We start from the raw sequence: 25,387 nt of genomic DNA on the forward strand, positions 1-25,387 counted from the left end.
GAGAGGGCCGGGCTCCTTCGTGTCCGCGAGGTCAGCCCGCCTCGACCGTGCGGGCCACGGTGTCGCCGAGGTTCTGGTCGACGTTGCGCCAGTAGGCCAGCGCCCGCTCCAGCACGGGGCGGGTCACCCCGTCCAGCAGGTGGCCCGCGATGTTCGAGGCGAGCCGCTCACGGGCCGCGTCGTCCAGCACCTCCCGGACCATCGTCCCGGCCTGGCCCCAGTCACTGTCGTCCCGCCGCGACGCGTACGCCTCGTGGACCATCTCCCCGGCCGAGTACCACCCGGCCGGCTCGCCGAACCGTGCCGTGTCGGCGTCCGGCCCGCCGTAGGAGTTGGGCGCGTACACCGCGTTCACCCGCGCCGGCTCGTACCGCATCGGGCCGTCCTTGGCGTACGAGGCGATCGGGGAGCGGGGGCGGTTGGGCGGGAGCTGGGTGTAGTTGGGGCCGATCCGGTACCGGTGGGTGTCCGGGTACGAGAAGAGGCGGCCCAGCAGCATCTTGTCCGGGGACGGGCCGATGCCCGGCACCAGGTTGGACGGCTCGAACGACGCCTGCTCGATGTGGATGAACCAGTCCTCGGGGTTCTCGTCCAGCGTCATCCGGCCGACCTCGATCAGCGGGTAGTCGCCGTACGGCCACACCTTGGTCAGGTCGAAGGGGTTGAAGCGGTAGTCGGCCGCGTCCTCGAACGGCATGACCTGCACGTACATCGTCCAGGTCGGGTGGTCACCGCGCTCGATCGCGTCGAAGAGGTCGCGGCGGTGGATGTCGGCGTCCTCGCCGGCCACCCGGTCCGCCTCCTCCTGGGTGTAGAACTCGATGCCCTGGTCGGTCTTGAAGCGGTACTTCACCCAGAACCGCTCGCCGCCCTCGTTGACCCACATGTAGGTGTGCGAGCTGAAGCCGTCCATGTGGCGGTAGGTGCGCGGGATGCCCCGGTCGCCCATCAGCCACGTCACCATGTGCGCCGACTCCGGCGAGAGCGTCCAGAAGTCCCACTGCATGTCGTGGTCGCGCAGGGCGTTGTCCGGGCGCCGCTTCTGCGAGCGGATGAAGTCCTGGAACTTCATCGGGTCCCGGACGAAGAAGACCGGCGTGTTGTTGCCGACCATGTCGTAGTTGCCCAGCTCGGTGTAGAACTTCAGCGCGAAGCCGCGCGGGTCACGCCAGGTGTCGGGCGAGCCCTGCTCCCCGGCCACTGTCGAGAACCGGGCCAGCATGGGCGTGCGCTTGCCCGGCTGGAACAGGTCCGCCTTGGTGAACTGGCTGACGTCGTTGGTCACCTCGAAGAAGCCGTACGCCCCCGACCCCTTCGCGTGCACCACCCGCTCGGGGACCCGCTCCCGGTTGAACTGGGCCATCTTCTCGATGAGGTAGTGGTCCTGGAGCAGGATCGGCCCGTCCCGGCCCACGGTCAGCGAGTGCTCGTCGCTCTCCACCGGGATGCCGGAGTTGTCGGTCGTGTACGGGGCCTGCTGCGCTGCGTCGGACACCGGGTCCTCCCATCGGTGCGGGTCTCTCACGGGCGCGGGCAGCGCCCGCACACCAGGAGGACACCGCCGCACCACTCCACCCAGCAGTCAAATCCGCCGACAGGGCGTCGGCAACGCGGGTGGGCCGTCCGGTACGCCCGCCCGCCTGCCCCGCCCGCGCCCCGGCATGCCCGCCCAGGTCAGGGCATCGGCAGCTCGAACCAGACGACCTTGCCGTTGCTCAGCCGGGTCGCGTCCCAGCGCCGGGCCACCTTGTTGACCAGGTACAGGCCGCGCCCGCCCTCGTCGGTGGCGCGGGCCTGCCGCAGCCTCGGGAGCTGGGGCACGTCGTCGCCGACCTCGACGCGCAGCACGTCGGTGCGCAGCAGCCGCAGCGTCACCGGACGCGAGGCGTACCGGACCGCGTTGGTCACCACCTCGCTGACCAGCAGCTCCACCGAGTCCGTCAGCTCCTCCAGACCCCACCGGGCCAGCGCCGCCCGGGCCAGGCGCCGGGCCCGGCCCGGCGCCGCCGGGTCGGGGTCCAGGAACCAGTACGCCACGTCGCTCGGCGCGATCCCGTCGAAGCGGGCCGCGAGCAGCGCGATGTCGTCGTCCCGGTCGCCCGGACCCAGCATGTCCAGCACGTCGTCGCAGAGCGCCTCCAGCGGCGGCGGATGGTCGGGGCCGGTCAGCCGGGCCGTCGCCGCCAGCCGCTCCCGCAGCTGCTCGATGCCGGTCCACACGTCCCGCAGCCGCGACTCCACCAGGCCGTCGGTGTACAGCAGCAGCGTCGCCCCGGCCGGCGCGTCCAGCTCCACCGCCTCGAAGTCGACCCCGCCGACGCCGATCGGCGCGCCCGGCGGCACCCGCAGCACCTCCGCGCGCCCGCCCAGGTGGAGCAGGACCGGCGGCGGATGCCCGGCGTTGGCCACCGTGATGCGGTGCGACACCGGGTCGTAGACCGCGTAGACGCAGGTCGCCATCCGGTCCGAACCCAGCCGCTGCGCCTGCTCGTCGAGATGGTGCAGCACCTCCTGCGGCGGCAGGTCGAGCCCGGCCAGGGTCTGCGCGGTGGTCCGCAGCTGCCCCATGATCGCCGCCGAGGTCATCGAGTGGCCCATCACGTCGCCGACCACCAGCGCCACCCGTGAACCCGGCAGCGGGATCGCGTCGTACCAGTCGCCGCCGACCCGGGCCGTCTCGGCGGCCGGCAGATAGCGGCTGGCCAGCCGGACCCCGGTCGCCTTCGGCAGGGTCTCGGGGAGCATGGTGCGCTGCAACTCGTCGGCGATGTACGCCTCGCGGCCGTACAGCACCGCCTTGTCGATGCCGAGCGCGCTGTGCGTCGCCAGCTGGGCCGCCACCAGCAGGTCGTCCTGCTCGAAGGCGGGCCGGTCCGGGCTGCGCAGGAAGACGGCCGCGCCGATCACCCGGCGGCGGCCGCGCAGCGGCGCGAGCACGGTACGCATCCCGCCGGGCACCGTCCGCCCCTCGCCCAGCAGTTCGGCCAGGGCCGCCTGGGCGCCGGGCGCCTCGGAGAAGACCGGGCGCACCCCGCGCAGCACCTCGGCGAGGGCGCCGCCCGGACGCACCTCGCACAGCTCGGGCGAGAGCAGCGCCTCCGGCGAGAGCGGGATCTGCGCGGCGAGCGACTGGTCGCCCTCCTCGTCGCCCTCCCCGAGGTGGCGCAGCCGGTCGGTGCGGCGCAGCCGGAGCACCAGCGGCCCGGTCGGCCGCTCGTCGCCGACCAGCAGCGGGTCGCTGAGGTAGACGAGGATCGCGTCGGAGAAGGTCGGCACCGTCGCCCGGCACAGCCCCATCACGATCTCGTCCGGGTCGATGCCGCGGGCGATGCGCCGGGTGGCCGCGCCGACGAACCGCAGCCGGTCGCCGTCGCGCCGGGCCGTGCCCGGCAGCTGGCCCGGCACCTGCCCGCCGTCGCCGAGGCCGCCACCGCGTCCGGGCGGCTCCTCGCGGGAGCCGCGGGCCGCGCCGGCACCGGCCTGCGCCGGCGTCGCGCCGTGCTCGACCGGGGCGTCGGGCGCGCCCTGGCCGGAGCGGCCGGAGCGACGGCGTCCGCCGCCGGAGCCCTTGGCGGGGGCGGGGGAGTCCTGTGCAGGTAAGGCCGCGGCCCGCCGGGAGCCGCCTTTACGGCGGCGCCGTCCCTTGGCCGGCGGCGGCACGGAGGCGTCCTTGGCGCGCCCCCGCTCCGGTGGACCGGACTGCTCCGGGCTCTCCGGCTCCTCGGCCGGATCGGGGGTACGCAGCCGCGCCCCGCGCCGTTCGGCGGGGGCGGTCGGGCCGGCAGCTCGCGGCTGCCGGCCCTCGTGGGAGGTGGGGTGCTCCGTCACGCGTGTCGAATCCGTCCGTCCGGGGCTGCGCCGTGTCAGTCGCGCCGGCAGTTCAGGAAGAGCTGGTACTCGGGTGGGGCGTCGGTGCTGGCCGGTGCGTAGGCGTAGTCGTCCTCGCCGGTGATCTCGAAGCCCGCCTCGGTCACCACCCGGCGCAGCTCCTCCCGGAGGTAGCCGGAGACCCGCAGGGTGTGGCCGAGGAAAGGGATGCCCGCGTCGTCCAGGTCGGCCTCGACCATCGACAGGGCGAGGTGGCCGCCGGGCACCAGCAGCGAGCGGAGCAGCCGCAGGGCGTGGGGGATCTCCTCGCGCGGCAGCATCAGCAGGGTGAAGAAACAGGTGACGCCGTCGAACCGGCCGAGTCCGCCGGGCCCGTCCGCGCGAAGCGAGGCCAGGTCGCGCTGGAGGAACTCGGCGCCGGGGACGTTGGCCCGGGCCAGCTCCAGCATGCCGGCGGAGAGGTCGACCCCGGTCACCCGGTGGCCGGCGTCGGCGAGCTGGCCGGAGGTCGGCAGGCCGGTGCCGCAGCCGACGTCCAGAACCCGTGCCTGGGCGGGGAGTTCGGCGAGCAGACGCTGCACGGCGGCGATCTGGCCCTCCTTGTGCGGGAAGGCCTCGTCGTACCGCTTGCCTATCGCGTCGAACGCCTCGGCCTGCCCGGTGCGGTCCACGACCAGCCCCGGGCCGTAACCGCCCGCCGCGCCGTACTCCCGCTGCCCTGGACCCTCGTTCACGTCGTGTCCCGCCCCTCGATGCCTGTCTGCCTGACGTGCGCTGCCGCGTTCCGATCGTGCGACGGCGGAGGGCCCGGCCGAAGTGGCCGGGCCGTCGCCGTGTCGTGCGCTGCGGCCTTCCGGAACCGGTCCGGCGGCTGCTGTGTCCTTGCGGACGACGATCCTACGTTTGGAGTACGGGCCTGTAGCAAGGGTCTCACGGCCCCACTGAGACCCCCGCGCGATCCCAATCGCCCGGAAGCACCGGAATCGGCCACCCCGGATCAGGCCGCCAGTCGGGCCAGCCGTCGCCGAACGGGGCTCCCCAGGCGGCGATCCGCTCGACGGCCCTGGCGCCCGCCTCGCGGACGGCGGCGGCCTGGTCCCGGGTCATCAGGCCGGCGGCCTGGGCCTCGGCGAACTCGTCCTCGTCGAGCCAGCGCCAGCTGCGGTCGGGGGCGACCGCGATGTCGAGGAAATGGTCCTGGGAGTCGACGCCGCCCGACCATCTCTCCAGCGGTTGTTCCAGGTTGACGTACCAGTTCTTGAACCGCCAGCCCGGCTCCCAGAAGAGCCAGACCGACCAGGGCTCGCCCGGGCGGGCCAGTTTCAGCACCCCGGTGCCGAACCAGCGGTCGCGGCGGACGGCGCGGGGCTTGGTGTAGCGCGTGGTCAGCGGTTCGCGGTGGAGCGGGGTGCCGTCCGCGAGGACCGGGCGGACCACCTCGGTGCCAGGGGCCATCCACACCGCGAGCAGGTCGGCGGTGTCCTGGACCACCGTGACCGGGCGGCAGATGTGGAACCGCTCCCCGGCGTTCTCCCGGTACCGCCACAGGACCGGCGTGCCGGGTGCCCACCGCCCGCCCCGCGCCGCCGCACCGCCTGCCGCACTCTCCGTCTGTGCCATGGCCAGATATTAGGCGGTGCGGGGCGGACGGTGGGGCGACCATGGCGGGGCGGCGGAGTCTCCCCGCCGCCCCGCCGCAGGTCAGGGCCGGGTCATCCGCAGGACGTCCAGAGCCTCGTCGAGCTGTTCCAGCGTCAGGTCGCCGCGCTCCACGTACCCCCCGTCGAGCACCACCTCGCGGATGGTGCGCCGCTCGGCCAGCGACCGCTTGGCGACCTTCGCCGCCTCCTCGTAGCCGAGGTACTTGTTGAGCGGGGTGACCACCGAGGGCGAGGACTCGGCGTACTCGCGGGCCCGCTCCACGTTCGCCGTGATGCCGTCCACCGTGCGGTCGGCCAGCAGCCGGGAGACGTTGGCGAGCAGCCGGACCGACTCCAGCACGTTCTTGGCGATGACCGGGAGCATGACGTTCAGCTCGAAGTTGCCCGCCGCCCCGGCCGCCGCCACCGTCGCGTCGTTGCCGGTCACCTGGGCCGCCACCATGAGCACCGCCTCCGGGATCACCGGGTTGACCTTGCCCGGCATGATCGAGGAGCCCGGCTGGAGGTCGGGGAGCTGGATCTCGGCCAGACCGGTGCGCGGACCCGAGGCCATCCACCGCAGATCGTTGGCGATCTTGGTCAGCCCGACCGCGATCGTCCGCAGCTGCCCGCTGGTCTCCACCACCCCGTCCCGGGCGCCCTGCGCCTCGAAGTGGTCGCGGGCCTCGGTCAGTTCGAGCCCGGTGGCCCGCGCCACCTCGGCGATCACGGCGGGCGAGAACCCCTGGGGCGTGTTGATCCCGGTGCCCACCGCCGTCCCGCCCAGCGGCAGTTCGGACAGCCGGGGCAGCGAGGCACGCAGCCGCTCCACGCCGTACGACACCTGGGACGCGTAGCCGCCGAACTCCTGGCCGAGGGTGACCGGGGTGGCGTCCATCAGGTGGGTACGGCCGGACTTCACCACGTCCGCGAACTCCTCGGCCTTGCGCCGCAGCGCCGCCGCGAGGTGCTCCAGGGCCGGGATCAGGTCGCGGGTGACGGCGGCGGTGGCCGCGATGTGGATCGAGGAGGGGAAGACGTCGTTGGACGACTGGGAGGCGTTGACGTGGTCGTTGGGGTGGACCCGGCGGCCCAGGCGCTCGGTGGCCAGCGTCGCCAGCACCTCGTTCATGTTCATGTTCGACGAGGTGCCCGAGCCGGTCTGGAAGACGTCGACCGGGAACTCGGCGTCCCACCGGCCCGCCGCCACCTCCTCGGCGGCCGAGGCGACGGCCCCCGCGATCTCCTCGTCCAGCACACCGAGCCGGGCGTTGACCGTGGCCGCCGCCCCCTTGATCCGGGCCAGCGCCTCGATGTGGGCCCGCTCCAGCCGCTGCCCGGAGACGGGGAAGTTCTCCACCGCCCGCTGCGTCTGCGCCCGCCACTTGGCGTCGGCCGGGACGCGTACCTCGCCCATGGAGTCGTGCTCGACGCGGAAGCCACCGGCCGCCGCGTCCGCGCGGGAAGCGTCACTCGTCATGTCGTCCTACCTCCGAAACCGGCGGGCGAGGGGAGGCGCCGGGGGCGGGAAAGGGCCTCCGGCGCGCGGGGCCCGCCGAAAAAGTTGAGCGATTGTCTGGTTCGACGTATTCCCCTGACGTCTACCGACCAGTAAAAACCCTCGGTAGCACCCGGTACCCGCAACGTCACCGAACCCGTGGGGACGCCCCGTACGGACACCCTCATGGGCCACACGTGCCCCCTGGAGACGCCATGAAGCGCACCAGCACCACCCGCGAGCCGTACGCACCCCGCAGACCCCGCCGCGCGGCCGCCGCGCTCGCCGCGTCCGCCGCCGTCCTCGCCGCCCTGCTCACCCCGGCGACAGCCTCCGCCGCCCCGGCCCCGGCGGCCTCGGCCCCGCTCCCCGCCGAACTGGAGGCGATCCGCGCCGCCGAGGCCACCGCCCTCTACGGCGACCCGGCCGAGCGCCCCCTCGACCAGCGCAAGACCTCCCTCATCTCGCTCGGCGACAGCCAGATCTCCGGCGAGGGCGTCGGCAACTACGAACCGGGCACCGACGGCCCCACCAACTGGTGCCACCGCTCCAAGGACGCCGCCGTCCACCGCACCAGCATCCCCGCCGACGTCACGTACAACGTCTCCTGCTCCGGCGCCAACTCCGCCAACATCCGCATCGGCGGCAGCCGCCAGTACGCCGACGAACTGGTCCAGAGCGACAACCTCGCCATCAAGGCCCGCAACACCCGGATCAAGCAGGTCCTGGTGGTCGCCGGAGCCAACGACGACCTCCAGTTCGGCCCGGTCATGACCGACTGCGTCACCCGCTACCTGCTCCTCCAGGGCGCCTGCAACCCCAAGTACGACCCCGGCTGGCAGGGCCGCGTCGACGGCCTGATCCCCAAGGTCACCGCCACCCTCGGCGACCTCAAGAAGGTCATGGGCGACGCCGGGTACGCGGACGGCTCCTACGAACTCGTCCTCATGAGCTACTCCAGCCCCATCACCCCGGACTTCCGCGACAACCCCAAGTTCCCCGGCAAGCTCCCCGGCGGCTGCGTGGGCTACGACGCGGACGCCCGCTGGGGCCGCGACACCGCCGTGCCCGCCTTCCAGAAGGGGCTGCGCACCGCCGCCCGCCAGGCCGGCGCCACCTACCTCGACGGCTCCCGCCTCTTCCAGGGCCACGAGGTCTGCACCGACAACACCTGGGTCCGCGGCCTGACCGTCGACCTCTCCAACCCCTTCCCGCCGGACGCCAACTCCGTCCGCCAGTCCTTCCACCCCAACGGCCGCGGCCACGCCGCCTTCGCCGCCTGCCTCAGCGCCCTGCACGGCACCGGGCTGCGGGAGGCCGGCTGCGCCGACCCCGGCTCCACCGGGCAGCCCGTCCTGCGCGCCGGAGCCTGGGACGACGCCTTCAAGCCGCTGCGCGCCGGCACCGGCGTCTGTCTCGACGCCAAGGGCGGCGACACCCTCAACGACACCGCCCTGATCGGCTGGGACTGCACCGGCACCCGCAACCAGGGCTGGTGGCAGAGCCCCGACACCGGCACTGTCCACATCGAGACCACCCACGACCGCTGCCTCGACGTCCCCGGCGCCGACTACCGCGCCGGCCGCGCCCTCGTCCTCTACGACTGCGCCGGCCAGCCCAACCAGAAGTTCACCCGCACCGGCACCACCCTGCGCCCCACCGCCGCCCAGGACCTCTGCGTCACCCTGACCGCCAAGAACACCCCGGCCCGCCTCCAGAACTGCGACGGCTCGGCCGCGCAGAGTCTGGCGTGACGCCCGGCCTGGGCTGACTCCCCGTACGGAAGCGTGTGGCCCCGCCCGCCGGAAGTCCGGCAGGGCGGGGCCACACGTACGCGCGAGGGGGGTGGCTACGGCTACGCCAGTCCCGGTCCCCGCACCGGAATCGACGTGAACGTCGGGGCGGGGGCCGGCTCGGTGAAGAAGTCGTTGCCCTTGTCGTCGACGACGACGAAGGCGGGGAAGTCCTCGACCTCGATGCGCCAGACGGCCTCCATGCCCAGCTCCTCGTACTCCAGGACCTCGACCTTCTTGATGCAGTCCTGGGCGAGGCGGGCGGCGGGGCCGCCGATGGAGCCGAGGTAGAAGCCGCCGTGGGCGCCGCAGGCCTCGGTGACCTGGCGGGAGCGGTTGCCCTTGGCCAGCATCACCTTGGAGCCGCCGGCGGCCTGGAACTGCTCGACGTAGGAGTCCATGCGGCCGGCCGTGGTCGGGCCGAAGGAGCCGGAGGCGTAACCCTCGGGGGTCTTGGCGGGGCCGGCGTAGTAGACCGGGTGGTCCTTGAGGTACTGCGGCATGCCCTCGCCGGCGTCCAGCCGCTCCTTGATCTTGGCGTGGGCGATGTCGCGGGCGACGACCAGCGGGCCGGTCAGCGAGAGGCGGGTCTTGACCGGGTACTTGGTCAGCTCGGCGAGGATCTCGTCCATGGGGCGGTTGAGGTCGATCTCGACCACGTCGCCCGACTCGTCGAGGTGCTCGTCGGTGGTCTCGGGGAGGAAGCGCGCCGGGTCGGTCTCCAGCTGCTCCAGGAAGACGCCCTCGGCGGTGATCTTGGCGACGGCCTGGCGGTCGGCCGAACAGGAGACGGCGATGGCGACCGGGCAGGAGGCGCCGTGGCGGGGGAGGCGGACGACGCGGACGTCGTGGCAGAAGTACTTGCCGCCGAACTGCGCGCCGATGCCGATCTTCTGGGTCAGCTCGAAGACCTTCTCCTCCAGCTCCTTGTCCCGGAAGCCGTTGCCGAGCTCGGAGCCTTCGGCGGGCAGCTCGTCGAGGTAGTGCGCGGAGGCGTACTTGGCGGTCTTCAGCGCGTACTCGGCCGAGGTGCCACCGACCACGATCGCCAGGTGGTACGGCGGGCAGGCGGCCGTTCCGAGCGAGCGGATCTTCTCCTCCAGGAACTTCATCATGGAGGACTCGTTGAGGACGGCCTTGGTCTCCTGGTACAGGAAGGACTTGTTGGCCGAGCCGCCGCCCTTGGCCATGAAGAGGAACTTGTAGGCGCCGCCGTCGGTCGCGTACAGCTCGATCTGCGCGGGCAGGTTCGAGCCGGTGTTCTTCTCGTCCCACATGGTCAGCGGGGCCATCTGGGAGTAGCGCAGGTTGAGCTGGGTGTACGCGTCGTAGATGCCGCGCGAGAGGGCCGCCTCGTCGCCGCCCTCGGTGAGGACGTTCTGGCCGCGTTTGCCCATGACGATCGCGGTGCCGGTGTCCTGGCACATGGGGAGCACGCCGGCGGCGGCGATGTTGGCGTTCTTCAGCAGGTCCAGCGCGACGAACTTGTCGTTGGAGGACGCCTCGGGGTCGTCGATGATCTTGCGGAGCTGGGCGAGGTGGGCCGGGCGCAGGTAGTGCTGGATGTCTTTGATCGCCTCGGCGGCGAGCTTGCGCAGCGCTTCCGGCTCGACCTTGAGGAAGGTGCGCCCGTCGGCCTCGAAGGTCGAGACGCCCTCGGAGGTGACCAGCCGGTAGGGCGTGGTGTCCTCTCCGGTCGGCAGCAGATCGGTGTACGCAAACTCCGGCATTTCGCCCATTCCTCACTCAAGGGTCGCTGGCTGTCCTCCCTCGGGCAGCGTCCACCAGCGTAAGACGCGCCGAGGACCCCGGTCCTGTGAGGTAAGGCTCACTTGGGGCCGGGGCCTTCGAGGGCGGGGCCAGCGGGTGACCGAGGCCTCCAGAGTGAAGGGCGCGGAGAAGACCGGCGTGGTCCGCCGGGACTCCACGACCAGCTCCCAGACGCCCGGCTTCGGGTTGCCGGGTGGGGACCTGCCGGGCCAGGGCCTCGATCACTCGGCTGATCAGCGGGCCTGCGGCGTTCAGGCGCTAATCACGGTCGCCGAGGACGGCGTGGCGGGCAGGGCGCGGGACCACTGCACCTTCACCTCACCGATCTTCGGCAGCTTCAGGCGGCCCGTATCGGTGATCTTCCAGCGGGCATGCGCGGCGAACCGCACAGACTGCCTTGCGTCCTTGCGTCCTTGCGGGACTTGAACCTTGGTGCTCCCACTCGCGGTCCCTTGCGCGTGCCCTTGAGGGAGGCGAAGAAGTTGCGGTACGCCCTCTCCGCGTCCCGCAGGGACTGCTGGAGCATCGCCATGGAGACCTCACCCAGCCAGGCCCGTTCCGGGGTCCGCTTCGCCTAGGGGGTCAGCGTCCGGGGCAGCTCACCTGCCGTCGGGAACGCTTCCCCTGCCTTCCGGGCCTGCTCGCGGGCCCGCACCGCGTCGTTGAACACCACACGGGCACACCCGAACGCCCGTCCCGACGCGGCCCGCTGGACGGCCTCCGGGTGCAGGCGAAAGCTGTACCGAAGCTGCGTGAACATCACCCCACATAATGGGTAATGAGCGAGATGCGGGAAATAAGGACAGGGGCGAATTCCGGTAGCCGACCTCGGCGTCGGTCTCCGGGTGACCTCGGCGCCGCCGCCGTCCGGCCCTCCTGGACCGCCACGATCAGCGTGACGAAGTCCGGGGCGGCGCGGAGCGCGTCCGGCTGGGCGGAGACGGAGAGCGTGCCCGCGGCGAGAGCGGCGGTGGCTGTCGCCGAGACGGTGGGTCTGAGAAACGGCATGCGTGTCCTTACGCGACTTCGATGACGTCCGGGGGACCTCGAACAGCGCCACCGTGCCATGGAGCGCGCCCTCGAATAACGGTCCTCACCCGGCGGTTCGATGCCTTGTCGTGAAAGCGACAGTGACGGCGCCGGTGGCAACATCCGCTCGTCGCTGGGGCGTTCGTGTACGACCGGAGGGCCTTCCTCGCGCCGGGCGCCGCCTTGCCCCGCGATTCGGCGGAACCGCCCTGCCCCTCCCTCGGAGCCAGTGCAACTGCGCTGCCCGTCACTCCAGTTGGAGTCACTCTGCACCCCCGCCAGCGCCAGAAGCCGGTGTATCCGCCGCTGCACGGTCCGCACGCTCAGCCCGAGCTGGGAGGCGCGCCCGGGCTGTCCTCGGCGAGCCCCGAGGCCAGCAGGGCGGCCAGCAGCGCCAGATAGATCCGCTCCTGGCCCGCGTCGAGCCCGATCCCCTCCAGCGCGCCCCGCTCCTTCCGCCCCAGGTCGACCGGTACCCGGAGACGTCCCGGGCGGCCTCACCCTTCCCCCGGAGATCACCGGGCGCAAGAGCCGTCCCGCCCACGACACCGGAACTCACCTCTGGTTACTCCTCCGGAGCATGACAGGGCGTCTAATCTTGCCTGGACCATGGAGTGCACAGGGGGGTCGTATGAGTGACGCAGGCGGAGCCGGCCGGGCCGGTGAAGGGGTCGCGCCGGGCCCGCAGGCCCCGCGCACCGTCATCGAGGGCCGCTACGAGCTGCTGGAGTCGATCGGCAGCGGCGCGATGGGCGAGGTCTGGAAGGCGTACGACCGCAGGCTGCGGCGTCATGTCGCCGTCAAAGGACTCCTGGCCCGCACCGCCATGACCGCCGACACGCGGCGGACGGCGATGCAGCGCGCCCGGCGGGAGGCCGAGGCCCTCGCCAAGATCGAGCACCAGAACGTGGTGACCGTCCACGACCAGGTCGAGACCGACAGCCAGGTCTGGATCGTGATGAAGCTGCTCGAAGGCCGGTCGCTGGCCGACCTGCTGCGCCGCGAACGGGTGCTGGGCGTACCCCGGGCCGCCGGTATCGGCCTCCAGATCCTCCAGGGCCTCCGGGCGGTCCACCAGGCGAAGGTCCTGCACCGCGACGTGAAGCCGGGCAACGTCCTCGTCCGCGACGAGGGCCTGGCGATCCTGGTCGACTTCGGCATCGCCTCCTTCGCCGGCGCCAACCGGGTGACCAAGTTCGGCATCCCCATCGGCACGCCCCCGTACATGGCCCCCGAACTCTTCGCCCCCGCCTCCCCGGGCCCCACCCCGGCCTCCGACCTGTGGGCACTGGGGGTCACCCTGTACGAGATGGCCGAGGGGCGCCTGCCCTTCCGCGGTCACGAGGTCTGGGAGGTCCAGGAGAACATCCGCAGCAGCCCGGAGCCGCCCTACCGCTACTCGGGCCCGCTCGCCCCCGTCATCCAGGGCCTCCTCGCCCCCGACAAGGACGACCGCCTGGACGCCGCCACGGCCGAGGCGATGCTCCACGAGGTCCTGCGCGATCCGGACCTCCCGGCAGCCGCCCTGGCCGAACAGCGCACCCAGGCCGCGCTGCCGGACTTCACCCCGGACCCGGAGCAGCCCGCGCCGGTCGAGGTGGCCGTGCCGGACGAGCCCGAGGGGAAGCCGGGCGGACGCCGGGGCTGGAAAGTGGGGCTGGCCGTGGTGCTGGCGGCCGTGCTGGCCGGGGGAGGCTGGTACCTCTCGCCGGATGACGAGCCGTCGGGGTCATCCGGGAGCGAGAGCGAAGCACCGGCCGTGACCGCCGCGGAGAAGCGGTGGGAGAAGTGGCGGAGCGCCAACGAGGTCCTGCGCGTCGGCGTCAAGAAGGATCAGCCCCAGCTCAGTGAGGAGAAGGACGGGGAATACCGGGGCTTCGACATCTCCATGGCCCTCGCCATCGCCGAAGCCCTGGGCTACGAGAAGGGCGAAGTGCGGTTCGTCCCGGTGAACACCGAGAACCGGCCCACCATGCTGGACAACAAGCGGGCACATCTGATCGTGGCCTCGTACAGCATCACCGATGAACGCGAGGAGGAAGTCCACTTCGTGGGGCCCTACTTCCGCGCGGGCCGGACGTTCCTCGTCCGCGAGAAGTCCACGCGGTACGACCTTCGCAGTGCCGCCGACATCAAGCAGAAGAAGGTCCCGGTGTGCACGGCGGCCCACTCGACCTACGAGCGCCACCTCAAGGAGGGCGGGTACAAGGCGTACGCGCCCCAGCCCGCCAACTACGAAACGTGTGTGAACAAGCTGCTGGACGAATCGGCCGACGTGTACGCGGTCGCCTCCGACGACGTCCTCCTCGCCGGACTCGCTTACGAGAAGCGGGGCCAGGTGAGGCTGCTGGACAGCGGTGCGGGCACGGAGGAGTACGGCGTGGCCATGCGGCCCGAGGACCAGCCGCTGAAGGGCAAGGTGTGTACGGCACTGCGGCAGATCATCACCAGCGGTGAGTGGGACCGCATGTACAAGGACCACCTGGCCGTCCTGAACCTGCCGCCCTGGGACGCCCCCGATCCGCCCACGTGCGGCACCTGACGCCGGCTCCGCCCATGCAGGAGGCCGTGAGTTCGGCCGAATCGTTTCGACGCCATCCCTGGTCGCGATCTATCGCGTCTGGGTACCCTGGCGGGGTGGACCTCCAGAAGCAGCCCCAGAGCTCATCCGAAGCGGCCCAGCCGCCCCCCGCCCCGCCCACGGCGGAGGCCGAGCTGCGTGCCTCGGACGCCGACCGCGACCGCATCGCCGACCTCCTGCGCGACGCCCTCGCCGAGGGCCGCCTGACCGCCGAGGAGCACTCCGAGCGCATCGACGGGGTCTACGCGGCCCGCACCCTCGGTGAACTGGAGCCCCTCGTCCGGGACTTGCCGGGCGCCCGGCCCGCCCAGGCCCCCGCGCCCGGCCCGGGCACGGCCCCGGCCGAGCCGGACGAGAACCTGGTCGCGGTCTTCTCCAGCGCCGTCCGCAAGGGCCGCTGGCGCCCCGGCCGCCGCACCCACGCGTACGCGGTCTTCGGGAACGTCGAGATCGATCTCAGCGAGGCCCTGTTCGAGTACCAGCACGTCGTGATCAAGGCGTTCTCCGTCTTCGGGAACGTGGAGGTGACGGTCCCCGAGAACGTCACCCTGCGCGGCTCCGGCAGCGGCATCCTCGGCAACTGGGAGATCGACCACCTGGAGTCGTCCGAGCCGGGCGCCCCCGTCGTGCAGATCACGGGCGTGGCCGTCCTCGGGAACGTCGAGGCCAAGCCGAAGCGCGGCTCGCTCCTGCGCGACCTGCACCACAAGATGCGTAAGCATCTGGGCAGTTGAGGCCGGTGCCCGGTCGCCGTGTCCGATGACCGGGCGGACACGTCCTGACGGCGGTACGCGCCAACGCAGTGCATAGGCCCGCGCACAGCGGGTATTGCTTGGGGCATCGCCGCTCGCTCGCGAAGCCGTCGTCAGGAGTAGACCGTGCAGCATCCGCCGCATCAGTCCCTGGTCGCCACCGTGCCGCCCCAGCGGGTGCCCGCGCGAGAGCGCGACCAGGACACCCCATGGCATTCGGACGCGGTCTGCCGCAGGGATGAAGCGGGCCTCTTCTTCGCCCCGTCCAAGGAGCCCACCGCGGCCCGCCTCGCCCGCGAGGAGGCCGCCAAGCGGGTCTGTGCCCAGTGTCCCGTCATGATCCAGTGCCGGGAGCACGCCCTGCTCCAGCCCGAGCCCTACGGCGTCTGGGGCGGCCTGACCGCCGCCGAGCGCCGCGTGGTCCTGGCCCGCCGCAGGCGCCGCGACCTCGACCTCACCTCCGGCCCGATAGCCGCCGCGGGCTGAGGCCCGCGGAGCGAAGGGGCGCCCCTCCGGCGGGGGGCGCCCCTTCGTCGTGCTCGCGGGCGCCGCCGCACACGGCGTCCGCGGGTGGTGCTGCCCGGGTGCTACTTGGCCCGGTCGAAGTCCACGGCGCTGTAGGCGCGCAGCTTGGACAGGCGGTGGGTGGAGTCGATCCGGCGGATCGTGCCCGACTTGGAGCGCATCACCAGCGAGGAGGTGGTGGCCGAGCCGGCGCTGTAGCGCACGCCCGGCAGCAGCTCGCCGTCGGTGATGCCGGTGGCGACGAAGAAGACGTTCTCGCCGCTGACCAGGTCGTCGGTGGCCAGGACCCGGTCCAGGTCGTGCCCGGCGTCCAGGGCGCGGGCACGCTCCTCGTCGTCCTTGGGCCAGAGCTTGCCCTGGATGGTGCCGCCGAGGCACTTGATGGCGCAGGCCGAGATGATGCCCTCGGGGGTGCCGCCGATGCCGAGCAGCATGTCGACGCCGCTGCCCTCGCGCACCGCCATGATCGAGCCGGCCACGTCGCCGTCGGAGATGAGCTTGATCCGGGCGCCCGTCTGCCGGATCTCGCGCATGATCCCCTCGTGGCGCGGCCGGTCCAGGATGACCACGGTGACGTCCTCGGGCGTCGCGCCCTTGGCCTTGGCGACCCGGCGGATGTTGACCGAGACGGGCGCGTTGATGTCCACGTAGTCGGCGGCGGCCGGACCGGTGACCAGCTTGTCCATGTAGAAGACGGCCGACGGGTCGAACATCGTGCCGCGGTCGGCGGCGGCCAGCACCGCGACGGCGTTCGGCTGGCCCTTGGCGGTGAGCGAGGTGCCGTCGATCGGGTCGACGGCGATGTCGCACTCCGCGCCGGTCCCGTCGCCGATCCGCTCCCCGTTGAAGAGCATCGGGGCCTCGTCCTTCTCGCCCTCGCCGATGACGACGACGCCGTTCATCGAGACGGTGGAGACGAGGGTGCGCATGGCCTTCACGGCCGCGCCGTCGGCGCCGTTCTTCTCACCGCGGCCGACCCAGCGGCCGGCGGCCATGGCGGCGGCCTCGGTGACCCGCACGAGTTCCAGCGCGAGGTTGCGGTCGGGGGCCTCCGGTGAGACCTCGAGGGGGGCGGGCAGATGGTGCTCGGTCATCGGGCGCACCTTTCTGTACGACGACGGCCGGATGAGGGTATGGAAGCGACTCTATCGGTAGGCCGACAATATGAGCAGACCGGGGCACGGATGAGCAGATCGTCTGGTTTTCCTACCGGTGGAGTCCGGAAACCGCTGCTCAGGGCGGGTCGGTCGGGGTGGGGGAGGGGTGGTCCGGAGCACCTGCGACGATGGTCCCGTGGCAGGTATGAAAGGCAAGCAGACGGTCAAGGACATGATCCTCTCGATGGCCGCCATCGGCATCGTGGTCGCGGGGATCTACGTCTTCATCCCGCACGACGACACCGAGAAGCCCCCGGAGGCGATCAGCTACGACGTGGAGCTGAGCACCGCCCGCCGCGCGGCCTCGTACCCGGTCGCGGCCCCGGTCGGGCTGCCGGACGACTGGCGCGCGACCACCGTGCGCTACAAGGGCGCCGAGAACGAGCGCTGGCACCTCGGCTTCTACACGCCGGACGGCAAGTACGTCGGGGTGGAGCAGTCGATCGACCAGCCGGAGCGCTTCATCAAGGAGGCCACGCAGAACGCGGAGGCCACCAAGATCACCCAGACCATCAAGGGCGAGCCCTGGAAGCGGTACGAGGGCGAGCGGTACGACGCCCTCGTCCGCCAGGACGGCGACGCCACCACGGTCGTCACCGGCAGCGCCTCGATCGGCCAGCTCAGCAAGGTCGCGGCGGCCCTGGAGACGGCCCCGCCGGAGGGCGAGGAGCCGGGCCAGGCCTCCTGAGCCCGTCCGCGCCCGGACGCACGCACGGCACACGCGAAAGGCTCCGCTCCCCGAGGCCGGGGGGCGGAGCCTTTCGCGTGTGCGGAACCGTCCGTGATCAGACGGTCGTGACGACGTCCTCGTACTCCAGGCGCGGGGAGCGCGGGAACCAGGCGTCCTCCCCGGGCTTGCCGATGTTGACGATCATCAGCGGGGTGTGGTCGGCGTCGAGGAACTCCTTCTGGACGCCGGCGAAGTCGAAGCCGGTCATCGGGCCCGCGGCCAGGCCGGCGGCGCGGACGCCGACGATGAAGTAACCGGCCTGGAGGGCGGCGTTCAGGGAGCCGGCGGCCTCGCGGACCGGGCGCTCGGAGAAGAAGGTCTCGGCGATGCCCGGGGCGTGCGGCATGAGCCGGGGCAGCTCCTCGTGGAACTCGTGGTCCGTGGAGAGGATGGCGACCAGCGGCGCGGTGGCGGTCTTCGGGCGGTTGCCCTCGGCCATGTGCGGCAGCAGGCGCTCGCGGGCCTCGGCCGAGCGGACCAGGGTCACGCGCAGCGGGCTCTGGTTGAACGCGGTGGGGCCGTACTTGACCAGGTCGTAGATGGCCTGGACCTGCTCGTCGGTCACCGGCTCGTCGGTGAAGGTGTTCGCGGTGCGGGCCTCGCGGAACAGCAGGTCCTGGGCGGCGGGGTCAAGAACGAGAGACATGCGGGGGAACCTCTTCGTGGGGTGCGGTGACGTGCGTGACCGACCGTACGACGAAGACGTTTAAGGTTCAACAAAAACGGGGGTACATGTGAGGCGACTCACCTGACGCCGTCCTTGCCCGCCCTCCCGTTTGCGCGTAATGGTGCCGCCCTTTACCCGCTCTTGGTGATCAAGGCCCGGCGGCCTACTCCCCGGCACCCCCGGCGTCCCCCGCCTCCTGCTCCTCCTCGGCCAGCGCCGCGTCCAGGCGGGCGCGGGCACCGTCCAGCCAGCGGCGGCAGATCTTCGCCAGCTCCTCGCCGCGCTCCCAGAGCGCCAGCGACTCCTCCAGCGTGGTGCCGCCCGCCTCCAGCTTGCGGACCACCTCGATCAGCTCGTCACGCGCCTGCTCGTAGCCGAGCGCCGCCTCGCCGGGGGTGGGTGTCGTGGTCATCGTGTGCGTCCTTCTCCTTCGCCCGCCGCTCGGCCGGCCCGTCGTCTCGTCCCGGCGGCCTCGCCGCCACCTGCCCTGTCCCCGCGGGGGCGCCTCCGCCCGCCGCGCCCCTCTCAGCCTCCGGCGGCGTCCGCCCCGCCCGCCCCGTCCTCGTCCACTCGGCGCACCACCAGCTCGCCCTCCGCGACCCGGGCCCGCAGCTCGGACCCGTACGCCACCTCGTCCGGCGCCCGCACCACGGCCCCCTCGGCCGTCTGGAGGACCGCGTACCCCCGCTGGAGCGTCGCCGCCGGGGAGAGCGCCACCACCCGGGCGCGGGTGTGGGCCAGCTCGGAGTCGGCGCGGTCCAGGAGGTGGCCCAGGGTCCGCCGGGAGCGGTCCAGCAGGGCCGAGACCCGCTCCTCGCGCTCCTCGACCATGCGGTGCGGGTGCTGTATCGAGGGGCGGGCCAGCGCGTGGGCGAGGCCCCGCTCCTCGCGGTCGACCAGGCCGTGCGCGGCACGGCGGGCCCGGTCGCGGAGCTGGCGTACCCGCTCGTGCTCCTCGCCGACGTCCGGGACGACCTTCTTGGCGGCGTCCGTGGGCGTGGAGGCCCGCAGGTCGGCCACCAGGTCCAGCAGCGGGGTGTCCGGCTCGTGGCCGATCGCGGAGACCACCGGGGTGCGGGCGGCCGAGACGGTGCGGATCAGCTCCTCGTCGGAGAAGGGCAGCAGGTCCTCTACGCTGCCGCCGCCGCGCGCCACCACGATGACGTCGACCTCCGGGTGCGCGTCCAGCTCCCGGACCGCCTCGGTCACCTGGGCGACCGCGTGCACGCCCTGCACCGCGACGTTGCGCACCTCGAAGCGGACGGCGGGCCAGCGGTGCCGGGCGTTCTCCAGCACGTCCCGCTCGGCCGCCGAGGCGCGGCCGCAGACCAGGCCGATCAGCTGCGGCAGGAAGGGCAGCGGCCGCTTGCGCTCCAGCGCGAACAGCCCCTCCGCCGCCAGCGCCTTGCGCCGCTGCTCCAGCCGGACCAGCAGCTCGCCCACACCGACCGGGCGGATCTCGGCGGCCCGCAGCGACAGCTGCCCCCGGGGCGCGTACCACTCTGGCTTGGCGTGGACGACCACGCGGGCGCCCTCGGTGACCACGTCCGCGACGGCGTCGAAGACCTTGCGGTAGCAGGTCACGCCCACCGAGATGTCGTGCGCCGGGTCGCGGAGCGTCAGGAAGACCACGCCCGCCCCCGGCCGCCGCGAGAGCTGCGTGATCTGTCCCTCGACCCAGACCGCGCCCAGCCGGTCGATCCACCCCCCGATCAGCCGGGAGACGGCTCCGACGGGCAGCGGCGCGTCCGCAGACGTATCTACACCCATGCGCCCGAGCGTAACGGCCGCCGCCGACACCCCGGCCGGAACCGCAGAGCGGCCCGGCTCAGGACCCGCCTACCCCTCGATCCCGCGTCCCCGCTGCACGAAGAGCACCACCAGCCCCACCGCCAGCCACACCAGGCCCACCACCTGCGCCGCCCCCGAGGCCTCCACGATCACCGCGAGGGTCACCGCCGCGCCCACCACCGGCAGCAGCAGGTGCCGCCACCAGCTCACCCGGCCGCCCTCACCGCCCCGCTTGACCACGAACCAGCCGACGACCGAGGCGTGCAGCAGGGTGAAGGCGGTCAGCGCGCCGATGTCCACCACCGAGACCAGGTGGTCGAGCCCCTCCGCCTGGTCGGCCGCCCAGACCGCCGCCACCATCGTCACCACCGCCGCGCTCAGCAGCGCCACCCGCGGCACCCCGGAGTCCGTCCGCGACAGCGCCTTCGGCAGCCGCCGCTCCCTGGCCATCGCGAAGAGCAGCCGCCCGGCCGCCGCCTGCCCCGCCAGCGCCGCAAAGGCCGCGCCGATCGCCTTGCTCACCGCCACCAGGTCGTGCAGCCAGGTCCCCACCGAGGCGTCCACCGCGTCGTAGAAGGCCGAGCCCTGCTTCTCCGGCTGGTCCGCCAGCTCGGCCGAGCTGGCCGGCTCCAGCAGCGCCACCAGGTACGTCTGCACCACGAAGAGCGTCCCCGCCAGCACCAGGCAGAACAGCACGGCCCGCGCCACCCGCCGCGACCCCCCGGTGACCTCCTCGGCGAACGAGGCGATGGCGTCGAACCCGAGGTACGACAGGACGGCCACCGAGACCGCTCCGAGCACCGCGCCCAGCGAGAAGGCGCCCTGCGTCCCGTCGCCGGTCAGCGGGGAGAGCCAGTCCCGGGCCGCGCCGTCCTGGACCAGCACCACCGCGGCCGCCACCACGAAGACCAGCAGCACCGCGATCTCCATCGCCAGCACCGCGAAACCGACCCGGGCCGCCGCCCGCACCCCCCACAGGTTCAGCAGCGTCGTCACGATCACCGCCAGCGCCGTCCAGGCCCACGAGGGGACCGAGGGCACCAGCGCGTTCATCGCGATGCCGGAGAAGAGGTACGCCACCGCCGGGATCAGCAGGTAGTCGAGCATCGCCATCCACCCGGCGACGAACCCCGTCCCCTTGCCGAGCCCGGCCCGCGCGTAGGCGAAGACCGACCCGGCGCGCGGTACGACCCGCACCATCTGGGCGTAGCTGTACGCGGTGAACGCCATGGCGACCGTGGCGCAGAGGTAGACGAGCGCCACCGCGCCGTGCGAGCGGGCGTCCAGCGCCCCGTACACGCCGACCGGGGCCATCGGCGCGATGAAGAGCAGGCCGTACACCACCAGGTCGCGGAAGCCCAGCGTCCGCCGCAGCCCGTCCCGCTCCGTCCCGGCCGACGCGCCCGTCGTACCCGGTCCGCTTCCGTCCGCACTCGTCATCGGGCCGCACGCCTTTCGCCTGGCTGCCCCGCGCACCTCGGGCACGCGGGCCGGAACCCCCACCTCCACCCGCACCAGTCTCACCAGACGGGGCGTCCGCCGGGCCGTCCGACACGGCCTTACGATGGGTCCATGACTGCTACGCCCAGCCCGTCGCCCACCGCCAAGCGTGTCCTGCTCGCCGCTCCCCGGGGGTACTGCGCGGGCGTGGACCGTGCCGTGATCGCCGTCGAGAAGGCCCTGGAGCAGTACGGCTCCCCGATCTACGTCCGGCACGAGATCGTGCACAACAAGTACGTCGTCCAGACCCTGGAGCGGAAGGGCGCGATCTTCGTCGAGGAGACCGCCGAGGTCCCCGAGGGCTCGATCGTGATGTTCTCCGCGCACGGCGTCGCACCGACCGTCCACGCCGAGGCCGCCGAGCGGGGGCTCGCCACCATCGACGCGACCTGCCCGCTGGTCACCAAGGTCCACAAGGAAGCCGTCCGCTTCGCCCAGGACGACTACGACATCCTCCTCATCGGCCACGAGGGCCACGAGGAGGTCATCGGCACCTCCGGCGAGGCCCCCGACCACATCACCCTGGTGGACGGCCCCGAGGACGTGGAGAACGTCGAGGTCCGCGACGACTCCAAGGTGGTCTGGCTCTCCCAGACCACCCTCTCCGTCGACGAGACGATGGAGACCGTCGACCGGCTCAAGGAGAAGTTCCCGAAGCTCATCTCCCCGCCGAGCGACGACATCTGCTACGCCACGCAGAACCGCCAGATCGCCGTCAAGCAGATGGGCGGCCAGGCCGACCTCGTCATCGTCGTCGGCTCCAAGAACTCCTCCAACTCCGTGCGCCTGGTCGAGGTCGCCCTCGGCGCCGGCGCCCGCGACGCCCACCTGGTCGACTTCGCCGAGGAGATCGACGAGGCGTGGCTGGAGGGGGTCAGCACGGTCGGCGTCACCTCCGGCGCCTCGGTCCCCGACGTCCTGGTCGAGGGCGTACTCGAATGGCTCAGCACCCGGGGCTTCGAGGACGTCGAGCTGGTCAAGGCGGCCGAGGAGTCCATCACCTTCTCGCTGCCCAAGGAACTCCGCCGGGACCTGCGCGCCGAGGCCGCAGCGCTCGGCTCCGCCGAGTAAGCCCCGCACCACCCCGCACGCCCGCACCGGTGGACCGACACCCGGTGACGGAGCGTGTTTCGCCGTACCGTGGACGGTATGCAGATCTTCGGCGTGGACATCGGCGGTTCCGGCATCAAGGGCGCCCCAGTGGACCTGGAACGCGGGGACCTGGCCCAGGAACGGCACAAAGTGCTCACCCCGCAGCCGGCCACCCCGGACGGCGTGGCCGACGGCGTCCGCGAGGTCGTCCGGCACTTCGGCTGGACGGGGCCGGTCGGCGTCACCTTCCCCGGCGTCGTCACCGGCGGGACGACCATCCGCACCGCCGCCAACGTCGACAAGGAGTGGATCGGCGTCGACGCCGCCGCCCTCCTCTCCGAACGCCTCGACGGCCTCCCCGTCACCGTCCTCAACGACGCCGACGCCGCCGGGGTGGCCGAAATGCACGGGGGCGCCGGACGGGGCCGTACCGGAACCGTCATCATGCTCACCTTCGGCACCGGCATCGGCAGCGCCCTCTTCACCGACGGCCACCTCGTCCCCAACACCGAGCTGGGCCACCTGGAGCTGCACGGCCACGACGCCGAGAAGCGCGCCTCCACCAAGGCCAAGGAGGACCACGACCTCAGTTGGGAGCACTGGGCCCGCCGCGTCCAGAAGTACCTGACCCACGTCGAGATGCTCTTCTCGCCGGAACTCTTCATCATCGGCGGCGGCATCAGCCGCAAGGCCCACAAGTTCCTGCCCCTCATCGAGGGCGTCCGCGCCGAGATGATCCCCGCCGAGCTCCGCAACAACGCCGGCATCGTCGGCGCCGCCATGGCCGCCGCCGCGGCGGGCGCGGCCCCCGTCCTGGTCGTCGAGGAGGCCACGGAGGGCTGGGCGGAACCGGAGGGGCTGGCCTGACCGCCGCCTGATCCCTTGACGGGCTACGGCGCCACGCGGCTGCGCGGCGCCCGCCGGCCGGACTGCCCGGACTGTCCGGCCTCCTGGCCCGTACGGGGCGCGGCCTGCTCGGCGGCGGGCCGCCGCGGCGCGGAACGGGCCTTGCGCCGCGCCGCCGACATGAGCCGCACCTTCCGCACGGTCACGATCACCCCGGCGACCAGCGTCCCGCCGTAGAGCCATCCCGCGTTCAGCGCCAGCGTCGTCACCAGCCCCATCACCTGCCCGGTGAAGCCCGCGCCACCGCCCTCGGCCACCGGCAGCACCCCGACCGCGTACGCCAGCGGGACCACCACCGGCCCCATCGCCAGGTCGGCCGGCCGCACCCACAGCCCGGTCAGCGCGCAGACCGGCAGGAACAGCACCCCGAAGACCACCGTCTGCGCCCCGGCGGGCAGCAGCCACGCCACCGCTCCGGCCACCACCATGGACGCCGTCGACAACAGCCCCGCCCCGAGCCCGGTCAGCCGGGGCCGGGGCATCCGCCGCACCACGCCCCGGGGGCGCGCGGCGGGCCGGGCGGGTCGGCCGGCCCGGGGCCGTACGGGCCGCGCCGCGTCCTGCCCCCGGCGGGGGCCCGGAGCCGCGGGCGGGCGGGCGTCGGCCGGGGAGCCCTGCGCGGGCAGGGGTGCGGGGCGGCGGGTTTGCTGGGCGGACGTGCTGGGTTGCTCCACCGGGACAAAGTAGGGGGCGCCCCGCCCCGCCCCCCACCAGGAACACGCGTTTCGGCCGAGCTTGCCCGCACCTGGCGGGTACGGCTCACCCCTTGCGGCGTACACCTTCGCCCGTCCGGCCGCCACCCCGGTGGCGGACCGGTCACGGGCGGCCCGCCGTAGACTGGGTCACCGGTCCGGCGCCAGACGCCGTACGCCACCTCGCACCACGCCACTCCACACACACCCTGGGAAGTCGCCACCGTGTCGCTCACGATCGGAATCGTCGGCCTGCCGAATGTCGGCAAGTCGACCCTGTTCAACGCCCTGACCAAGAACGACGTGCTGGCGGCCAACTACCCGTTCGCCACCATCGAGCCCAACGTCGGCGTCGTCGGCGTCCCCGACCCCCGTCTGGCCAAGCTCGCCGAGATCTTCGGCTCGGCCAAGATCCTCCCGGCCACCGTCGACTTCGTCGACATCGCCGGCATCGTGCGCGGCGCCAGCGAGGGCGAGGGCCTGGGCAACAAGTTCCTCGCGAACATCCGCGAGTCCGACGCCATCTGCCAGGTCATCCGCGCCTTCAAGGACGAGAACGTCGTCCACGTCGACGGCAAGATCTCGCCCAAGAGCGACATCGAGACGATCAACACCGAGCTGATCCTCGCCGACCTCCAGACCATCGAGAAGGTCCTCCCGCGCCTGGCGAAGGAGTCCCGGATCAAGAAGGACGTCCAGCCGAAGGTCAAGGCCATCGAGGAGGCCAAGGAGATCCTGGAGACCGGCCAGACCCTCTTCGCCGCCGGCATCGTCCAGGGCACCGAGAAGGCCGAGCCCCTCCACGACCTCCACCTCCTCACCACCAAGCCCTTCCTCTACGTCTTCAACGTCGACGAGGACGAGCTCACCGACGACGCCTTCAAGGCCGAGCAGCGCGCCCTGGTCGCCCCCGCCGAGGCGATCTTCCTCAACGCCAAGCTCGAAGCCGACCTCGCCGAACTCGACGACGACGAGGCCCTCGAACTCCTCCAGTCCGTAGGCCAGGAAGAACCCGGCCTCGCCACCCTGGCCCACGTCGGCTTCAACACCCTCGGCCTCCAGACCTACCTCACGGCAGGCCCCAAGGAGACCCGGGCCTGGACCATCAAGAAGAACGCCACGGCCCCCGAAGCCGCCGGAGTCATCCACACCGACTTCCAGAAGGGCTTCATCAAGGCCGAGGTCATCTCCTTCGACGACCTGGTGGAAACGGGCTCGGTGGCGGAGGCCCGCTCGGCGGGCAAGGCCCGCATGGAGGGCAAGGAGTATGTGATGCGGGACGGGGATGTGGTGGAGTTCCGGTTCAATGTCTAATACGTCCGGCGAAGGCCGTCTGACCTGCGACGGATCGGGTTGGGCGGCCTTTGCGGTCCGCACGGAGTCCGCAGCGTGCTGACTTCGGTCAGCACGCTGGGGAGCGGCTACGCCGCTTCGTC

General features: G+C 72.4%; 22 protein-coding genes. 8 read left to right on the forward strand and 14 right to left on the reverse strand.

Features of this window, described 5'->3' with window-relative positions:
* Positions 1-31: 31 nt before the first annotated feature.
* The 5 genes from OIM89_RS20370 to OIM89_RS20390 form a co-directional block, all read right to left on the reverse strand.
* Positions 32-1,495: a catalase gene (locus tag OIM89_RS20370; RefSeq protein WP_030698596.1), complete on the reverse strand. Its 1,464-nt coding sequence runs from the start codon at positions 1,493-1,495 to the stop codon at positions 32-34.
* A gap of 179 nt (positions 1,496-1,674) precedes the next feature.
* A complete protein-coding gene (locus OIM89_RS20375) occupies positions 1,675-3,828 on the reverse strand; it encodes an ATP-binding SpoIIE family protein phosphatase (RefSeq protein ID WP_264491502.1) in 2,154 nt (717 codons plus the stop codon).
* A 35-nt stretch (positions 3,829-3,863) separates the two neighbouring features.
* Complete coding sequence (locus tag OIM89_RS20380) at positions 3,864-4,562, reverse strand: class I SAM-dependent DNA methyltransferase (protein WP_030698594.1); 699 nt, start codon at positions 4,560-4,562, stop codon at positions 3,864-3,866.
* A 196-nt stretch (positions 4,563-4,758) separates the two neighbouring features.
* Positions 4,759-5,448: a DUF402 domain-containing protein gene (locus OIM89_RS20385; RefSeq protein ID WP_103506774.1), complete on the reverse strand. Its 690-nt coding sequence runs from the start codon at positions 5,446-5,448 to the stop codon at positions 4,759-4,761.
* Positions 5,449-5,529: 81 nt separating this feature from the next.
* On the reverse strand, positions 5,530-6,948 hold the full coding sequence (locus OIM89_RS20390) for a class II fumarate hydratase (protein ID WP_195730980.1): 1,419 nt from the start codon (positions 6,946-6,948) through the stop codon (positions 5,530-5,532).
* A 233-nt stretch (positions 6,949-7,181) separates the two neighbouring features.
* Here OIM89_RS20390 and OIM89_RS20395 point away from each other — a divergent pair, with 233 nt between their 5' ends.
* Positions 7,182-8,720 (forward strand): ricin-type beta-trefoil lectin domain protein, encoded by a 1,539-nt coding sequence (locus OIM89_RS20395; RefSeq protein ID WP_195730981.1) that lies wholly within the window; start codon positions 7,182-7,184, stop codon positions 8,718-8,720.
* Between the two features lie 101 nt (positions 8,721-8,821).
* On the opposite strand, the gene OIM89_RS20400 is transcribed toward OIM89_RS20395, so the two are convergent.
* From OIM89_RS20400 to OIM89_RS30040, 3 genes are all read right to left on the reverse strand, one after another.
* Positions 8,822-10,489 (reverse strand): fumarate hydratase, encoded by a 1,668-nt coding sequence (locus OIM89_RS20400; RefSeq protein WP_030698590.1) that lies wholly within the window; start codon positions 10,487-10,489, stop codon positions 8,822-8,824.
* A 291-nt stretch (positions 10,490-10,780) separates the two neighbouring features.
* On the reverse strand, positions 10,781-10,918 hold the full coding sequence (locus OIM89_RS30035; RefSeq protein WP_372587986.1) for a hypothetical protein: 138 nt from the start codon (positions 10,916-10,918) through the stop codon (positions 10,781-10,783).
* A 185-nt stretch (positions 10,919-11,103) separates the two neighbouring features.
* Positions 11,104-11,289 (reverse strand): helix-turn-helix domain-containing protein, encoded by a 186-nt coding sequence (locus tag OIM89_RS30040; protein ID WP_051727234.1) that lies wholly within the window; start codon positions 11,287-11,289, stop codon positions 11,104-11,106.
* A gap of 900 nt (positions 11,290-12,189) precedes the next feature.
* Between OIM89_RS30040 and OIM89_RS20410 the strand changes: the two genes are divergently transcribed.
* The 3 genes from OIM89_RS20410 (at position 12,190) to OIM89_RS20420 (ending at position 15,377) form a co-directional block, all read left to right on the forward strand.
* Positions 12,190-14,100 (forward strand): serine/threonine-protein kinase, encoded by a 1,911-nt coding sequence (locus OIM89_RS20410; protein ID WP_264491503.1) that lies wholly within the window; start codon positions 12,190-12,192, stop codon positions 14,098-14,100.
* A 95-nt stretch (positions 14,101-14,195) separates the two neighbouring features.
* The gene (locus OIM89_RS20415) at positions 14,196-14,873 is read left to right on the forward strand and encodes a DUF1707 domain-containing protein (RefSeq protein WP_047465013.1); all 678 of its coding nucleotides are present in this window, start codon (positions 14,196-14,198) and stop codon (positions 14,871-14,873) included.
* Between the two features lie 144 nt (positions 14,874-15,017).
* Entirely contained in the window at positions 15,018-15,377 is a 360-nt protein-coding gene (locus OIM89_RS20420) for a WhiB family transcriptional regulator (protein ID WP_003948238.1), read from the forward strand.
* Positions 15,378-15,478: 101 nt separating this feature from the next.
* Here the strand turns inward: OIM89_RS20420 and glpX are convergent, their stop codons facing one another.
* Complete coding sequence (gene glpX, locus OIM89_RS20425; RefSeq protein ID WP_030698586.1) at positions 15,479-16,510, reverse strand: class II fructose-bisphosphatase; 1,032 nt, start codon at positions 16,508-16,510, stop codon at positions 15,479-15,481.
* 208 nt (positions 16,511-16,718) lie between these two features.
* Here glpX and OIM89_RS20430 point away from each other — a divergent pair, with 208 nt between their 5' ends.
* A complete protein-coding gene (locus OIM89_RS20430; RefSeq protein WP_030698585.1) occupies positions 16,719-17,261 on the forward strand; it encodes a DUF4245 domain-containing protein in 543 nt (180 codons plus the stop codon).
* A gap of 97 nt (positions 17,262-17,358) precedes the next feature.
* Here the strand turns inward: OIM89_RS20430 and OIM89_RS20435 are convergent, their stop codons facing one another.
* The 4 genes from OIM89_RS20435 to OIM89_RS20450 form a co-directional block, all read right to left on the reverse strand.
* Entirely contained in the window at positions 17,359-17,949 is a 591-nt protein-coding gene (locus tag OIM89_RS20435) for a malonic semialdehyde reductase (RefSeq protein WP_030698584.1), read from the reverse strand.
* 184 nt (positions 17,950-18,133) lie between these two features.
* Entirely contained in the window at positions 18,134-18,382 is a 249-nt protein-coding gene (locus OIM89_RS20440) for an exodeoxyribonuclease VII small subunit (RefSeq protein ID WP_047465017.1), read from the reverse strand.
* Between the two features lie 113 nt (positions 18,383-18,495).
* Positions 18,496-19,740 carry an exodeoxyribonuclease VII large subunit gene (gene xseA, locus OIM89_RS20445; RefSeq protein ID WP_151169417.1) on the reverse strand — a complete coding sequence of 415 codons (1,245 nt, stop codon included), beginning with the start codon at positions 19,738-19,740 and terminating at the stop codon, positions 18,496-18,498.
* Between the two features lie 69 nt (positions 19,741-19,809).
* Positions 19,810-21,201, reverse strand: coding sequence for an APC family permease (locus OIM89_RS20450; RefSeq protein WP_217467144.1), 1,392 nt, complete (start codon positions 21,199-21,201; stop codon positions 19,810-19,812).
* 132 nt (positions 21,202-21,333) lie between these two features.
* Between OIM89_RS20450 and OIM89_RS20455 the strand changes: the two genes are divergently transcribed.
* Positions 21,334-22,332, forward strand: coding sequence for a 4-hydroxy-3-methylbut-2-enyl diphosphate reductase (locus tag OIM89_RS20455; protein WP_030698580.1), 999 nt, complete (start codon positions 21,334-21,336; stop codon positions 22,330-22,332).
* Positions 22,333-22,410: 78 nt separating this feature from the next.
* Positions 22,411-23,220 carry a polyphosphate--glucose phosphotransferase gene (gene ppgK, locus OIM89_RS20460; RefSeq protein ID WP_151169419.1) on the forward strand — a complete coding sequence of 270 codons (810 nt, stop codon included), beginning with the start codon at positions 22,411-22,413 and terminating at the stop codon, positions 23,218-23,220.
* 23 nt (positions 23,221-23,243) lie between these two features.
* On the opposite strand, the gene OIM89_RS20465 is transcribed toward ppgK, so the two are convergent.
* Positions 23,244-23,741: a DUF6542 domain-containing protein gene (locus tag OIM89_RS20465; RefSeq protein ID WP_030698578.1), complete on the reverse strand. Its 498-nt coding sequence runs from the start codon at positions 23,739-23,741 to the stop codon at positions 23,244-23,246.
* Positions 23,742-24,176: 435 nt separating this feature from the next.
* Between OIM89_RS20465 and ychF the strand changes: the two genes are divergently transcribed.
* Positions 24,177-25,265: a redox-regulated ATPase YchF gene (ychF, locus tag OIM89_RS20470; protein WP_030698577.1), complete on the forward strand. Its 1,089-nt coding sequence runs from the start codon at positions 24,177-24,179 to the stop codon at positions 25,263-25,265.
* Positions 25,266-25,387: the final 122 nt, after the last annotated feature.

Origin of the sequence: Streptomyces sp. BI87, assembly GCF_025957665.1 — a bacterium.
Classification (GTDB): Bacteria; Actinomycetota; Actinomycetes; order Streptomycetales; family Streptomycetaceae; genus Streptomyces; species Streptomyces albidoflavus.

What these genes read in the sequence shown, in the direction of transcription:
- OIM89_RS20385 (WP_103506774.1), bottom strand. Translation starts at nt 5,448, where the DNA reads ATGGCACAGACGGAGAGTGCGGCAGGCGGTGCGGCGGCGCGGGGCGGG.
- OIM89_RS20390 (WP_195730980.1), bottom strand. Translation starts at nt 6,948, where the DNA reads ATGACGAGTGACGCTTCCCGCGCGGACGCGGCGGCCGGTGGCTTCCGC.
- OIM89_RS20395 (WP_195730981.1), top strand. Translation starts at nt 7,182, where the DNA reads ATGAAGCGCACCAGCACCACCCGCGAGCCGTACGCACCCCGCAGACCC.
- OIM89_RS20400 (WP_030698590.1), bottom strand. Translation starts at nt 10,489, where the DNA reads ATGCCGGAGTTTGCGTACACCGATCTGCTGCCGACCGGAGAGGACACC.
- OIM89_RS30040 (WP_051727234.1), bottom strand. Translation starts at nt 11,289, where the DNA reads ATGTTCACGCAGCTTCGGTACAGCTTTCGCCTGCACCCGGAGGCCGTC.
- OIM89_RS20410 (WP_264491503.1), top strand. Translation starts at nt 12,190, where the DNA reads ATGAGTGACGCAGGCGGAGCCGGCCGGGCCGGTGAAGGGGTCGCGCCG.
- glpX (WP_030698586.1), bottom strand. Translation starts at nt 16,510, where the DNA reads ATGACCGAGCACCATCTGCCCGCCCCCCTCGAGGTCTCACCGGAGGCC.
- OIM89_RS20430 (WP_030698585.1), top strand. Translation starts at nt 16,719, where the DNA reads ATGAAAGGCAAGCAGACGGTCAAGGACATGATCCTCTCGATGGCCGCC.
- OIM89_RS20435 (WP_030698584.1), bottom strand. Translation starts at nt 17,949, where the DNA reads ATGTCTCTCGTTCTTGACCCCGCCGCCCAGGACCTGCTGTTCCGCGAG.
- OIM89_RS20440 (WP_047465017.1), bottom strand. Translation starts at nt 18,382, where the DNA reads ATGACCACGACACCCACCCCCGGCGAGGCGGCGCTCGGCTACGAGCAG.
- xseA (WP_151169417.1), bottom strand. Translation starts at nt 19,740, where the DNA reads ATGGGTGTAGATACGTCTGCGGACGCGCCGCTGCCCGTCGGAGCCGTC.
- OIM89_RS20450 (WP_217467144.1), bottom strand. Translation starts at nt 21,201, where the DNA reads ATGACGAGTGCGGACGGAAGCGGACCGGGTACGACGGGCGCGTCGGCC.
- OIM89_RS20455 (WP_030698580.1), top strand. Translation starts at nt 21,334, where the DNA reads ATGACTGCTACGCCCAGCCCGTCGCCCACCGCCAAGCGTGTCCTGCTC.
- ppgK (WP_151169419.1), top strand. Translation starts at nt 22,411, where the DNA reads ATGCAGATCTTCGGCGTGGACATCGGCGGTTCCGGCATCAAGGGCGCC.
- OIM89_RS20465 (WP_030698578.1), bottom strand. Translation starts at nt 23,741, where the DNA reads ATGCCCCGGCCCCGGCTGACCGGGCTCGGGGCGGGGCTGTTGTCGACG.